We start from the raw sequence: 13,352 nt of genomic DNA, 5'->3' as shown, positions 1-13,352 counted from the left end.
GGTCTTATTATATGAACTATCCATCACGAGTAATGACGATTGCAGGTTCAGCTGCCGGGGGAAGTGCTGGAATCCAGGCTGATTTGAAAACATTTCAGGAATTGGATGTATATGGGATGAGCATTGTAACAGCTATCGTTGGCCGGCATCCAAAAACGAATAAAAATGTACATCCCCAAACTATCGAAGCGATTGAGGCTCAGTTTGCCACAGCGATGAATCAGGTAGGTGTAGATGGCTTGAAAACTGGAATGTTGTTTTCGAAGGAAGTAATCGAAACTGTCGTTGGTTTAATCATGAATGCTGCGATTGAAACAATTGTTGTTGATCCAGTAATGATAGGAAAAATGAATTCAAAGCTGTTGGAAGATGATGCAATACAAGCATTGAAGGAAAAGCTCGTTCCGCTTGCCACAATTATTACACCCAATGTCCCTGAGGCGTCCGTCCTTTTAGATGACAGGCCATTAATGACTACGGAAGATTTACAGCAGGCAGCAGTTGATCTCTATCAATTGGGTTCGGAATATGTATTGGTGAAAGGTGGAAGACTAAACGGTCCTGCTATTGATGTATTATATGATGGGAAAACAGTCACCACATTCGAGGCGCCTAGAATTGAAACAGTTAACACAAGTGGAGCAGGATGCACGTATTCTGCAGCCATTGCAGCGTATTTGGCAAAAGGAAAACCTGTATCAGAAGCTGTACATCTATCCAAAAGTTTTGTAACAACAGCGATTGAGCATGGCTATTCCTATACAGATATCGTTGGACCGACCTATCATATCGCTGAACGGAAATATGGTGAAGCACATAACATTAAAGTAAAAACGATGAAAATGCGTTAGGGCGTTCTAACCAAGCGGGGTAGGAATAGGCCCATGGGTCGTTCAATAATGTATTGGGAGCGGGTATTTTCAATTTTGGGAGGGGACAAATGGCTGCGTTATTCAAAAAATATACGTTTGAAGATTATAAGGTGAGAAAAGCAACTGTGGAAGATACAGAAGCTGTCATAAAAATATTACGGGATGCTGCAATTCACCTAAATGAAAAAGGAATCGTCCAATGGGAATATTTGCGCAGTGGTAACGAAAACGATGAAATGAAACGAGCAATCTCTGATGGTGAAACATATGTCGTTGAAAGTAAATATGGTCTTGCAGCAACTTTCAACTTATCTGCAAAGCAAAACGAATGGGATATGGAAATGTGGGGCAAGCGAAATGATCATGCCTATTATATTCATCGGTTGGCAGTTGCGGAGAATGCCCGCAATAAACAAGTCGGTAAAAAAATACTTGCCTGGTTAGATAACAATATCCTATTAAAAGATGGGTATATCCGTTTGGATTGTGTGGCAAATAATGCAGTATTAAATGATTATTACCGTCAGGCTGGTTTTACGTTTATAGCCTATGCAGGTGAAGGGGAAAATCGGTTTTCATTGTATGAAAAGGCCTTTCTGAGGTAGTTCTTGACTTTATAAATTCATCCCTATATATTAAGTACATATACGAAACATTGAAGAGGATTAGTACAATTTGTCTGTCTTTCAAAGAGAGGAAATGGTCGCTGGAAATTTCCAAAGACATAAATTGGAACCTGCCTTCTGAGTTCGCCATCGGAACAGCAATTTTTGCCATAAGATGCGCGCGGTTCTATAACCGTTATCAAACTAAGTGTGCAAGGGTTTCCCCCTGCAAACAAGGGTGGTACCACCAGACCTCGGTCCCTTTTCGGATGGAGGGTTTTTTGTGTCTAAAGCGGTTTAACTATAATAAATGAGGTGTTCATTTTGGGTAAGAAGAATAAGCAATTTGTTGAAAAAATCACTGCCATGGAAGATGATTTTGCACAATGGTATACAGATGTCGTCAAACAAGCAGAGCTCGTAGATTATGGACAGGTACGTGGCACGATGATTATTAAGCCATACGGTTATGCTATCTGGGAAAATATTAAGGATGAACTGGACCGTAAAATCAAACAGACAGGTCACTCCAATGTCGCGTTTCCAATGTTTATTCCTGAAAGCCTTCTGCAAAAGGAAAAAGATCATGTCGTAGGCTTTGCACCAGAAGTTGCCTGGGTGACACATGGTGGTGATGAGGAACTGGTTGAACGCATAGCTGTACGACCTACATCAGAAGTACTTTTCTGTGACTATTATTCAAAAAATATTCACTCCTATCGTGACTTGCCTAAGCTTTACAACCAATGGGCAAATGTTGTCCGATGGGAAAAGACAACACGTCCGTTCCTCCGTTCCTCTGAGTTCCACTGGCAGGAAGGTCATACAGCGCATGCGACTGATCAAGATGCAGCTGAAGAGACGGACAGAATGCTTGGCGTATATGCTTCTCTTGTAGAAGACTATCTGGCAATTCCAGTGCTGAAAGGTCGCAAAACAGAAAAGGAAAAGTTTGCAGGTGCAAAATACACGTTAACAATCGAAAGCTTAATGCATGATGGAAAGGCATTGCAATCAGGTACTTCCCATCATTTCGGTTCCGGTTTTGCGGAAGCATTTGATATCACATATTTGGATGAGTTTGGTGAGAGCCAGTTTGTTCATCAAACATCATGGGGTCTTTCCACGCGTATTATGGGTGCGTTAATCATGGTACATGGAGACAACCGCGGTTTAGTAGTACCACCACGTATTGCGCCAACACAGGCAATGATCGTTCCAATCGCACAACATAAAGAAGGTGTATTGGATAAAGCATATGCGTTGCGTGATCAATTAAAGGATTTAGTACGGGTTGACATTGATGGAAGTGACAAAATGCCTGGTTGGAAATTCAATGAATATGAAATGAAAGGGATCCCTGTCCGTATTGAAATGGGGCCTAAAGACATTGAAAAAGAACAGGTTGTACTTGTGCGACGTGATACAGGCGAAAAAGAATTCGTACCATTGAGCGAGCTTGAAGCACGCTTACCAGTATTGTTGGATGAAATTCAATCCAACCTATATGCGAAAGCATTGGAACATCGTAATGAAATGACCTCCATCGCAACGAATATGGAAGAGTTTAAACAAACTCTTGAACAAAAAGGCGGATTCATTAAAGCGATGTGGTGTGGCAATCTAGCTTGTGAAGAAAAAATTAAAGAAGATACTACAGCAACATCCCGCTGTATACCATTTGAACAGGAGTCCGTTGCAGATACATGTGTATGCTGTGGCAAAGAAGCAAAAGAAATGGTTTACTGGGCAAAAGCATATTAATTAAAATGGCTGTTTTATTAAAGATTGGACTATGGTTAATCGTCCTACCGAAAAAATGTTGTTTTTAACTCAAAATCTGTAAACTCTGAAGTAACTGCTATTTATGTTAGATCTGTAGCGCTGGTTATGGAAATAAGTTACTTCGGCAAACATTCTGGGGAATACACTCAAAAGCGCAGTGTATACGGGCTGAGTTGCTGGAGAATCTATTTCCCATTAAAAGTGCTTTATATTTAACATTGAAGTTACATCGCACTTTATATCTACTGCGAAACGGAATAACAACAAAACCTACGAGAAAATCTATTATTATCTGCTGTAGGGGAAAATAAATCCCCCTCCAAAAATCAATGGAGGGGGATTTATTACACGTTCAGTAATTTCTCTATATCTTTCTCAAGGCTTTCCGGTTTTTTCTGAGGAGCGAATCTGTCCACGACATTACCATCTTTGTCTACTAGAAATTTTGTGAAGTTCCATTTGATCTGGCCGCCGAGGAAGCCTTTTTTTTCGGCAGTAAGGTGTTTGAACAAAGGATGTGCATTTTCACCATTTACATCAACCTTACTGAACATAGGAAAAGTAACTCCATAGTTTCGTTGGCAAATGCTTGCTATTTCTGAATCTGTGCCCGGCTCCTGATTACCAAATTGATTGCTTGGAAATCCTAGTATTTCTAGACCTTGCTCATGATAGTGATCATATAGCTTTTGTAATCCCTTTAGTTGTGGAGTAAATCCGCACTCACTTGCAGTATTAACGATGAGCATTACTTTTCCCTCATACGCTGTAAGGGATTTTTCTTCACCCTCAATCGTTATTGCGGTATAATCAAAAACACTCATATGGAACTCCTCCTTCTTATGGAAAAGTATAGCAATCAGAGGATTTCTAAGTCAAAAAATAGAGTACCTATAATCGTGTTGAAAATCGCATAATGAAGTATTGATTATAATAAAGAAAGGTCCTGTCGCCTTCGAATTGAGAAATCATATAGAAGAAAATGGACCTTATATTCAGAAAGGATAGTTTGATGAGTGCTTTTATAACAACAGGAAAACTAAATGATGGTCAAGAATTTTCCGTTCGATCCCTGAACTTGCATGATATAGATGAAGTGATGAGCTTGCAAAAAAAGGTTGTACTAGCTTTGGCTGAACCGGATTTCTTACAGCCGCTTACTGTCGAAGAGTATACAAAGATATTAAATAACAACGATTTAATGATTGGTGTGTTCGTAGGGGAGAAGATGATCGCTTTTCGGGCGATGCTTGCTCCGGAGAACGATGATGAGGGATTGGGAGCGGATATTGGCTTACGTGTAGAAGAATTTTCTTCCATTATCTATTCTGAAATATCAAATGTTGACCCGGATTTTCGCGGTAATGGCTTACAGACATACATGGGAAAAATACTTCTACGTAATTTAGACAGAAAAAAATATAAATATATGCTAGCAACAGTCGCTCCGTTTAATATAGCAAGTTTAAAAGATAAGTTCGCTCTTGGTATGGAGATTGCTGAATTAAAGGAGAAGTTCGGTGGGAAGCTCCGTTATTTATTTGTGAAGGAGCTGACCAAAGAAAGTACATCTTCTTCTACCAGCCCTACCGAATATATTAACATGAGTGATATGAAGCAACAAAAAATGCTATTGAACGAAGGATACCGAGGAATAGCAATGGAAAAAAGGGGGAATGAATGGTTTATACGATTTGAAAGTAGAAACCGGATTTAATTTGCTAACTATATTCCATACATGAAAAAAGATTGCCATATGAGGCAATCTTTTTAGTTTTTATCAATCTATAACGTTTTTTTATAATCGTCGTCAAGATTGGTTGATAGTTCCGGATTATGATGAAAGGCGCTATTAGAACTAGAAGTACCGATGAGCTCATCTGCAAGTAAAAATAGCTTGAATGGCTTACCAGTGCCTGTATATTTTTCAGCTTCTTCCTTGTCTACTCCGTATTTCACTAATTGTTCATAAGGTGTCACATCTAAAGTACCTTCATCTTTAAATACTTTTTTAATCTTATCCCAGAAAGAGGCATCTTCTGTTGCGTAAGGTCCTTTTTTAATCGTAACATCTGTAAAACTTTCCAGTTCATCTTTCTTTATATTGCTTTTGCGGTCGGTAAGGATTGTAAGGTTCGTTGTTTCATAGCCCGCAAGTTTAAACTCACCTATTGCCTGTATAGCTTCTTCTTCTGAGTTGTATGCTCCAATAATGTGTTTAGCCATATACATTTACCTCCTTAAGATGCTGAATTTGACTTATGTAAAATGTATTCCCGGCCAATCGTTTTTGAAACATCTTCAAAAATTGCAAAAGAAAAACGACCACAGAAGATGGCCGTTTTTTCTTCATTATATTAAGCTTCCTGTTTCATGCTCTCTCCCAAAACTGCCAGTCTTTCTTCGACTTCTTCAGCAGTAAGGTTGTGTGCTTTCACATACATATTGCGAGGGCTCACACGACATTTGTGTGTGCAGCCACGCAAATATTTATGCTCATTTTCTTCAGAACATAAAATTTGTTTATTGCATTCAGGATTTGCACAGTTTACATATCTTTCACATAGTTGACCATCGAAATAATCAACGCCTACTACAACATGTTCTTTTTGATTAACTGGTACTGCTATGCGCTCATCGAATACATATAATTGTCCATCCCATAAATCGCCCTGAACTTCTGGATCTTTTCCATAGGTAACAATTCCACCATGTAACTGACCAACATCTTCAAAACCTTCTTTTACAAGCCAACCCGAGAATTTTTCACAGCGAATACCACCAGTGCAGTAAGTGAGGACTTTTTTACCTTCTAACATATCTTTATTCTCGCGTACCCATTCAGGCAGATCACGGAACGTTTTGATATCGGGGCGAACAGCGCCACGGAAATGTCCCAAATCATATTCGTAATCATTACGGGCATCGAGTACAACGGTGTTCTCATCCTGCATTGCTTTATAGAAGTCTTTAGGATCCAGATATTTGCCTGTAATTTCATGGGGATTGATATCATCTTCCAATCGAAGTGTAACCAATTCCTCGCGGGGTCGTACATGCATTTTCTTGAATGCATGGCCATCGTGGGCATCTACTTTAAATACCATATTTGCAAAGAGTGGATCACGATGCATTGCATCCATGTATTTCTTCGTTTGTTCAACGGTTCCTGAAACAGTTCCATTGATTCCTTCTTCGGCTACTAAAATCCGACCCTTTAACTCAAGGTCCTTACAGAACGCAAGGTGTTCAGCAGCGAAGCTCTCTGGATCTTCAATATGCACATAGTTATAATACAATAAAACTTGGTATTTCGTAGTGCTCTCCATTTTATTACCACCTGTTCATTTATATTTGCAAGATACAAATGTCGGTGTCGATATTTGATTTTTAAACATCTTGCAAAAGATATTATACCAGTGAATGGATCTAAATACAAAGTGAACTTAGTGGTTATTTTTGTCTTTTGGGATTTAGAAGGAGAAAAGATTTCTTCAAAGTTTGGAAAAACCCACATGGCGGCGAGAGACATATCTCATTACCCTAGAATGGTTATCCATATTAATTTGTTTACTGTTTATAAATGCCTATTTTCATACAAAAGCATAAACCATTCCGATCTGCATAATTGCGATGAAGGCTGTAACCGAAAGGCTTCGTGACAATAAAATTTTCTAAAAATAGTTTATTTTGTTGGATTTACAGGTCGGTAAAAATAAGGTGTGAATTATAAATAGACAACAGCATAGTCACTTCATTATGACTAACCATAGTATAAATTATAGTCTGAAGGAAGAAGGTGAAGTGATTATGAGTGATCATTCAAAACCGCAAATACCTGAAAAAGTGGTAGAGGTAGTGGTTGATAGTATATTCAAGAAAAATGGAGTTAAACCTGAGGAGCTCAAAAAGAACTTATCGGATGAGCAGAAAAAAATGTTGAAAGAGATGGTAGAAGACCTAAAGAAACAGGTTGATCAATTCAATAATAAAAATAAGATTGAAACAAGTGAATAAAAATAGGAAAACACCTGAAACTAGGTGTTTTTTCTATTTTAACGAATACTAGTGTATCTGTGCAATCTTGTAGTTGGAAAAACCATAAATTATCCTATAGCCACAAGAAAGGAGTGTCAATATGACGACTTATAGAAGTACGAGAGTTATTTCTGATAAAAAAAGTAAGACTTTTTTCACTGATCGTACAACTCACAGAAAAAAATGCAGTTGCGAAAGTGACTGCGATGGAAGTTGCCGAAATAGCTTCAGTGTCAGCCCGCAGTTCGATGTTAATTTCAGCAATTCTGATGCAACCATTTCACAAGATGCGGACCAATTCTCATTTATGGCTCAGGAGTCAGCCGAACTAATTTGGGTGAAAGAATCCTGTAATATCAAAGTTCATACTACCGATACACAAGCAGGGGTTTCCCTCCAGGCTGGTTTACAATTGGCAATTGCATTGGTCTTAAGAATTACAGTTGGGAGTGCAGATAAGAGTGATGCCATATCACAGGAACTTTTTCAGCAATTTGAGCTGAAACAAACTAATAAGCAGAAAATTTTCATCTGCAATACAAAAGATGCAACTGTAAGAACAAAAGACACAGACTTGGCAGTCAATATTCAAGCATTACTGCAGATTCTACTAGCATTGATAGTCCTTGTCGATATTTTCTAAATATAAGTTAAAGTGAAAAGAGGTGTATATAATGACAAAGCTAAAAGAATGGCGCGCTCTAGATCACTGTGATGATGTCAGAAGGGATACAGATGCAGCGGCTGTGCAGGATGGAGATCAGATTGATATCATTAAACAAGTGTCAGAGGAATGGATAATTATCAAAGATTCTGAAGGTGTTGATGTAAGCACCACTGATACGCAAGTAGCTGCCTCAATACAGCTTGGATTTCAAGCTGCATTGGCTGTAGTTATAAGCATTACTGTTGCAGATCCTGATAAAGCCAAGCATATCATGCAGGACTTCAACCAGGTCACTAAAACCAAACAAAGAAATCGCCAAAAAACAATTATTGAAAAATCAAAGCATGTTGAGGTAACTACAGTTGATACGGATATAGCGATCAATATTCAATTGCTAGCTCAACTTCTTGGCGCAATCGTTGCTGCGTTGGATATTTAATAACCAGCTAAAATGAGGACTATGTTTAAATGGAATAACAAAAACGAAGTAAACATGTTCCCTGAAATAGGGAAAAAGAGATAAGTTACCTGAACATCTTAGAAAAAGAGAGCTGCTAAATGAATAACTCTGTTCGACACGGTCTATAAACAATTAATAGAAATTAAATCAGCTGATAGATAGAGGGAGAAGATAGCATCTTCACCCTCCATTTCTTCTTTAACAAGGGCAAAAACAAGGAGAGGATTAGAGAGGACCATTAATAATACATAAATCACAAGAAAGATTGGAGAGAAATTAGGTTGCTAAGGGGTGTGAACAGATTGTGAATTATGTAACTAATGTAAGTGTTATGTAATTATGGTAAACGCTTTCATTACTGTGAACTGCATTATAATAGGGATATAAGAAAAGGGGAGGTTATTCCTATGAAAAAGAAAGACTTAATAGCCCTAATAGCAGCATTTGCAGTACTAATCATTATTCTGTTAATACCTAATCCAGATACACTGCCATATGTCGGTCAGGTTGGTCTGGCAATATTAGCTTTCGCTGTAATCTTATGGGTAACAGAGGCTGTCAGTTATCCCGTAAGTGCTGTGATGATAGTCAGTTTAGTTGCATTAATTGTTGGTTTGTCTCCAACAATTGAAGATCCATCTGTAACGTATGGTACGAAGGATGCCTTAGGAATGGCGATTGGTGGCTTCAGTTCCACAGCAGTTTTACTAGTTGCAGGTGCATTGGTATTAGCTGCAGCGATGGAGATAACAGGACTACATAAACGAATCGCTTTGTATATTATGTCAAAAGTGGGTACAAAACCAGGTAGTCTTGTGATTGGGACGATACTTGTAAGTTTTGTCCTGGCATTATTTGTGCCGAGTGCAACAGCTCGTGCCGGTACACTTGTCCCGATTCTACTAGGGATGGTTGCGGCTTTTGGACTTGCAAAAGAAAGCAAATTAGCTTCATTATTAATGATTACAGCTGTTCAATCCATTTCCATATGGAATATTGGTATTAAAACAGCAGCAGCACAAAATATGGTTGCATTGGGTTTTATGGAAACGCAATGGGGTTATGACATTGCCTGGGGACAATGGTTTTTATATGCGGCCCCATGGTCAGTTATCATGTCAGTTGTTCTTTACTTTGTAGTGACCAGACTAATCAAACCAGATTTACCGGATACATCAGGTGGAGATACGATAAAAACACAATTGAAAGCATTAGGAAAAATGAGTGGAAAAGAACTACGGTTGATTATCATAGCTGGAATGTTATTACTCTTTTGGGCAACAGAAGGCATTCTACATCCATTTGATTCCACTACGGTTACAATAATTGCTGTCGCTATCATGCTTACACCTAAAATTGGTATTTTTACTTGGAAAGAAGTCCAACCTAAAGTTCCGTGGGGTACGTTAATTGTCTTTGCTACAGGTATCTCTTTAGGTCAAGTATTACTGGCTACGGAAGGTGCAAGCTGGTTGTCTACCAACACATTTGAAGCAATGGGGATTAATACAATGCCGTTAGTTGCAATGGTTGCGTTGTTAGCACTATTTAACATATTGATCCATTTAGGATTCGCGAGTGCAACAAGTTTGGCTTCTGCGTTTATTCCAATCGTCATCGCATTAGTAGTTGGAATGGAACCAACATCATTTAATGGTCCTGGGCTAGTATTGATCATGCAGTTTGTTATCAGTTTTGGATTTTTACTGCCAATTAGTGCCCCACAAAATATGCTCGCATACGGGACAGGTACATTTACTGCGAAACAATTTCTCAAATCAGGTATTCCAATTACAATAATTGGTTATCTTCTAATTATACTATTCAGTGCTACTTATTGGCAGTGGGTTGGCTTATTGTAGATTCAAAAACATAATGGAAAAGGAGCGAATAAATTATGGCTGTTAATCAGGCAAATCATCCGTGGGGGGCCATCAATGGTCCCAACCTCGGATACGTTTTTGAACAATACGATTTATATCTTGAAAATTCAGCAGAAGTAGATAAAAGTTTTCGTGATTTATTTGACCAATGGGATGGACCGCCAGCTTTGGATCAAACCGATACTGTACCAACTGAGTCACCACTATCACCCGGGTTACTGATCAACAAAATGAAGAAGCTTGTTGCATCCTTGGAATTGGCAGGAAATATCCGTAAATACGGACATTTGGAAGCAAATCTTTATCCACTGGAAAAAAAAGCGTCTTTCGAGAAACTTAATTTGAAAGCGTATAACTTATCTGAAGAAGACTTAAAGGAAATTCCTGCAGACTTTCTATGTCCTGAAAATAGCGACGAACTAAAAAATGGCTGGGATGCAGTCAATTATTTGCAGAAAATCTATACAGGGCCTATTGCATATGAAGTAGAGCATATGGGAGCAGAAGAAAAGAGATGGTTACTGCAAAGAATTGAGAGAGAGCTTCCTAAAGAAAAGCTCTCGATGGTTGATAAGGAAGACCTTTTAAGGAGTTTGTATGAAGCAGAAGGTTTTGAACAGTTTTTACAAAAGATGTATGTAGGACAGAAGCGTTTTTCAGTTGAAGGATTGGAATCGATGGTTCCGGTCATCAATAAACTTATCATGATGGCAGCAGAGGATAACGTGAAGGATCTAGTTATTTCGATGGCTCATAGAGGACGGTTGAATGTCCTCACACATGTATTGGAAAAACCTTATGAAGCGATGTTCTCCCAATTTCAACACAGCAAATGGAAAAACAATGACCCAAGTTTGGTTTTAACTACTGGAAGTACCGGAGATGTGAAGTACCATTTAGGTGCAGTCAAGAAAAAACAATTTGGGGATAAAGAGATAACCGTTACATTGGCAAATAACCCGAGTCATCTTGAAATTGCAGGTACAGTTGCAGAAGGATATGCAAGGGCAGCACAGGATAATCGTACGCAAAAAGGATATTCTGTACAAGATAAAAAGAAAGCGGTTCCACTAATGATACATGGGGATGCTGCTTTTACAGGTCAGGGCGTCGTTACAGAAATGCTGAACTATGCCAGAACAAAGGCATATAATACTGGCGGCACCATTCATCTAATTGCCAATAACCGAATTGGTTTTACAACAGAGAGCGAAGATGACAGATCAACCCACTATCCAAGTGACATTGTTAAAGGCTACGGGATTCCTGTTATCCATGTGAACGCCGACCGACCAGAAGCATGTATGCAAGCAATCAAGCTTGCTTTTGAGTATCGTCAAGCATTCCATAAAGATGTTCTTGTGGACATAATTGGCTATAGAAGGATGGGCCACAATGAAATGGATGAGCCAAGATCGACCAATCCATTAACCTATAGGCTTGTAGACAAACATCCAACAATTACGGCTGTTTATAAAGAACAGCTGTTAAGTGAGAAATCGATGGACGAAACACGGATGAAAGAAATGGAAACAGAAACCCTTTCTAACATACAAAAAGCCTATGACAATCTTTCCGAGGAAAAAGACGAAGGTCTATCACTAGTAGAAAGAAATGCACCTATTGGAAAAGATTTGCCTAAGGTCGATACTTCCGTAGATAAAGAAACATTACAGCAAATGAATACAGAGTTATTAAAATGGCCGGATGGTTTTCATGTATTTGGGAAGCTAAAGAAAATATTGAATCGTCGCTTGGAAGTATTTGAAAAACACAAAAAAATTGATTGGGGACATGCTGAAGTATTAGCTTTTGCTTCCATATTAAAAGATGGAACACCAATCCGAATTACGGGACAAGATACGGAGCGGGGAACTTTCTCACATCGTAACCTTGTATTATCCGATTCTGAAACAGGTGAGAAATTCTCACCATTACATGAAATGAGTACTTCGAATGCATCATTCGATATTCATAACAGTACTTTATCTGAAGAAGCAGTACTCGGATTCGAATATGGATATAATGTCTTTTCACCTGAAACGTTAGTATTTTGGGAAGCGCAGTTCGGTGATTTCGCAAATGGAGCACAGGTCATCTTTGATCAGTTTATCGCTTCAGGTAGAGAAAAATGGGGGCAAAAATCTGGATTGGTAATGTTGTTACCGCATGGGTATGAAGGCCAGGGACCGGAGCATTCCAGTGCCCGTCTGGAGAGATTCTTGCAAATGGCTGCTGAGAATAACTGGACAGTTGCAAACTTATCGACATCAGCAAACTACTTTCATATCTTAAGAAGACAGGCAGCTATTTTAAGAAGCGATGAAGTGAGACCGCTTGTTATTATGTCACCGAAGAGTCTGCTTCGTAATGCTTCTGCTGGAGTCTTTGTAGAAGAATTGACGAATGGTCGTTTCGATCCAATCATTGAACAGCCTGGACTTGCTAAAAAACCTGAAAAAATCGAACGAATCGTATTTACGACAGGAAGATTAGCTGTGGAGCTTTCAGATAGAGTTTCTGAGGCAGAGTCATTCGATTGGCTTGATATCGTTAGGGTGGAAGAGCTATATCCATTCCCGGAAGAAGAAATCAGTTATGTACTATCCAAATATAAAAATCTAAAGGAAATTGTATGGTCACAAGAGGAGCCGGAAAATATGGGAGCATGGACCTATATTGGACCGCGATTGCAACGAGTTGCACCTGACAATATGAAAGTGACATACAATGGTCGCCCTGCCATGTCCAGTCCATCAGAAGGGGATCCGGGAGTTCACAAGCACGAACAGGAGCGTATTATCAAAAATGCCATTACGCAAAGTTCCAAAAAGAAAATAAACAAGGGATAGCGAGGCCTTAATTGGCCTCTTCCAAGTAGGAATAATTTCATAGAGAAAATAAATTTTGCAAAGGGAAGTGTAGAGAAATGGCAGAGATTATAATTCCAGAACTAGCAGAATCCATTACAGAAGGTACCATCGCCGAGTGGCTTGTCCAAAAAGGCGACAAAGTGGAAAAAGGGGATCCAATTGTTGAATT

13 protein-coding genes and 1 other annotated feature are annotated in these 13,352 nt (G+C 38.9%); of the genes, 10 read left to right on the top strand and 3 right to left on the bottom strand.

Annotated features, from left to right (window positions below):
• Positions 1–11 precede the first annotated feature (11 nt).
• The 3 genes from thiD to proS all read left to right on the top strand — a co-directional run bounded on the left by thiD (position 12) and on the right by proS (position 3,241).
• The gene (thiD, locus tag MN204_RS12230) at positions 12–851 is read left to right on the top strand and encodes a bifunctional hydroxymethylpyrimidine kinase/phosphomethylpyrimidine kinase (RefSeq protein ID WP_249871371.1); all 840 of its coding nucleotides are present in this window, start codon (positions 12–14) and stop codon (positions 849–851) included.
• A gap of 89 nt (positions 852–940) precedes the next feature.
• Positions 941–1,477: a GNAT family N-acetyltransferase gene (locus tag MN204_RS12225; protein ID WP_249871370.1), complete on the top strand. Its 537-nt coding sequence runs from the start codon at positions 941–943 to the stop codon at positions 1,475–1,477.
• 41 nt (positions 1,478–1,518) lie between these two features.
• Positions 1,519–1,743 (top strand) — a binding site (T-box leader).
• A 58-nt stretch (positions 1,744–1,801) separates the two neighbouring features.
• Positions 1,802–3,241, top strand: coding sequence for a proline--tRNA ligase (gene proS, locus MN204_RS12220; protein WP_249871369.1), 1,440 nt, complete (start codon positions 1,802–1,804; stop codon positions 3,239–3,241).
• A 365-nt stretch (positions 3,242–3,606) separates the two neighbouring features.
• Here the strand turns inward: proS and MN204_RS12215 are convergent, their stop codons facing one another.
• Positions 3,607–4,086, bottom strand: a complete 480-nt coding sequence (locus MN204_RS12215) for a glutathione peroxidase (RefSeq protein ID WP_249871368.1) — start codon at positions 4,084–4,086, stop codon at positions 3,607–3,609.
• Positions 4,087–4,274: 188 nt separating this feature from the next.
• On the opposite strand from MN204_RS12215, the gene MN204_RS12210 reads away from it, so the two are divergent.
• Positions 4,275–4,979 (top strand): GNAT family N-acetyltransferase, encoded by a 705-nt coding sequence (locus tag MN204_RS12210; protein WP_249871367.1) that lies wholly within the window; start codon positions 4,275–4,277, stop codon positions 4,977–4,979.
• Between the two features lie 68 nt (positions 4,980–5,047).
• Here MN204_RS12210 and MN204_RS12205 read toward each other — a convergent pair whose 3' ends face one another.
• On the bottom strand, positions 5,048–5,488 hold the full coding sequence (locus MN204_RS12205) for a general stress protein (protein WP_249871366.1): 441 nt from the start codon (positions 5,486–5,488) through the stop codon (positions 5,048–5,050).
• Positions 5,489–5,619: 131 nt separating this feature from the next.
• Complete coding sequence (trhO, locus tag MN204_RS12200; RefSeq protein WP_249871365.1) at positions 5,620–6,591, bottom strand: oxygen-dependent tRNA uridine(34) hydroxylase TrhO; 972 nt, start codon at positions 6,589–6,591, stop codon at positions 5,620–5,622.
• A gap of 481 nt (positions 6,592–7,072) precedes the next feature.
• Between trhO and MN204_RS12195 the strand changes: the two genes are divergently transcribed.
• From MN204_RS12195 to MN204_RS12170, 6 genes are all read left to right on the top strand, one after another.
• Positions 7,073–7,279 (top strand): spore coat protein, encoded by a 207-nt coding sequence (locus MN204_RS12195; protein WP_249871364.1) that lies wholly within the window; start codon positions 7,073–7,075, stop codon positions 7,277–7,279.
• A 121-nt stretch (positions 7,280–7,400) separates the two neighbouring features.
• Positions 7,401–7,943, top strand: coding sequence for a spore coat protein (locus tag MN204_RS12190; protein ID WP_249871363.1), 543 nt, complete (start codon positions 7,401–7,403; stop codon positions 7,941–7,943).
• Between the two features lie 31 nt (positions 7,944–7,974).
• Positions 7,975–8,406, top strand: a complete 432-nt coding sequence (locus tag MN204_RS12185) for a spore coat protein (RefSeq protein WP_249871362.1) — start codon at positions 7,975–7,977, stop codon at positions 8,404–8,406.
• A gap of 428 nt (positions 8,407–8,834) precedes the next feature.
• Positions 8,835–10,289, top strand: coding sequence for a DASS family sodium-coupled anion symporter (locus MN204_RS12180; RefSeq protein WP_249871361.1), 1,455 nt, complete (start codon positions 8,835–8,837; stop codon positions 10,287–10,289).
• Between the two features lie 35 nt (positions 10,290–10,324).
• Positions 10,325–13,162, top strand: a complete 2,838-nt coding sequence (locus tag MN204_RS12175) for a 2-oxoglutarate dehydrogenase E1 component (protein WP_249871360.1) — start codon at positions 10,325–10,327, stop codon at positions 13,160–13,162.
• A 77-nt stretch (positions 13,163–13,239) separates the two neighbouring features.
• The coding region (locus MN204_RS12170; protein ID WP_249871578.1) for a biotin/lipoyl-containing protein at positions 13,240–13,352 on the top strand (113 nt) is incomplete at its 3' end.

Origin of the sequence: Oceanobacillus saliphilus, from assembly GCF_023522835.1 — a bacterium.
In the GTDB taxonomy this organism is placed as follows: Bacteria; Bacillota; Bacilli; order Bacillales; family Amphibacillaceae; genus Oceanobacillus; species Oceanobacillus saliphilus.
Note: the sequence above shows the minus strand (reverse complement) of the source record. Positions and strands in the feature narration are given on the sequence as shown.

Coding starts and splice junctions, on each gene's coding strand:
- thiD (WP_249871371.1), top strand. CDS start 12: ATGAACTATCCATCACGAGTAATGACGATTGCAGGTTCAGCTGCCGGG.
- MN204_RS12225 (WP_249871370.1), top strand. CDS start 941: ATGGCTGCGTTATTCAAAAAATATACGTTTGAAGATTATAAGGTGAGA.
- MN204_RS12215 (WP_249871368.1), bottom strand. CDS start 4,086: ATGAGTGTTTTTGATTATACCGCAATAACGATTGAGGGTGAAGAAAAA.
- MN204_RS12210 (WP_249871367.1), top strand. CDS start 4,275: ATGAGTGCTTTTATAACAACAGGAAAACTAAATGATGGTCAAGAATTT.
- MN204_RS12205 (WP_249871366.1), bottom strand. CDS start 5,488: ATGGCTAAACACATTATTGGAGCATACAACTCAGAAGAAGAAGCTATA.
- trhO (WP_249871365.1), bottom strand. CDS start 6,591: ATGGAGAGCACTACGAAATACCAAGTTTTATTGTATTATAACTATGTG.
- MN204_RS12195 (WP_249871364.1), top strand. CDS start 7,073: ATGAGTGATCATTCAAAACCGCAAATACCTGAAAAAGTGGTAGAGGTA.
- MN204_RS12190 (WP_249871363.1), top strand. CDS start 7,401: ATGACGACTTATAGAAGTACGAGAGTTATTTCTGATAAAAAAAGTAAG.
- MN204_RS12185 (WP_249871362.1), top strand. CDS start 7,975: ATGACAAAGCTAAAAGAATGGCGCGCTCTAGATCACTGTGATGATGTC.
- MN204_RS12180 (WP_249871361.1), top strand. CDS start 8,835: ATGAAAAAGAAAGACTTAATAGCCCTAATAGCAGCATTTGCAGTACTA.
- MN204_RS12175 (WP_249871360.1), top strand. CDS start 10,325: ATGGCTGTTAATCAGGCAAATCATCCGTGGGGGGCCATCAATGGTCCC.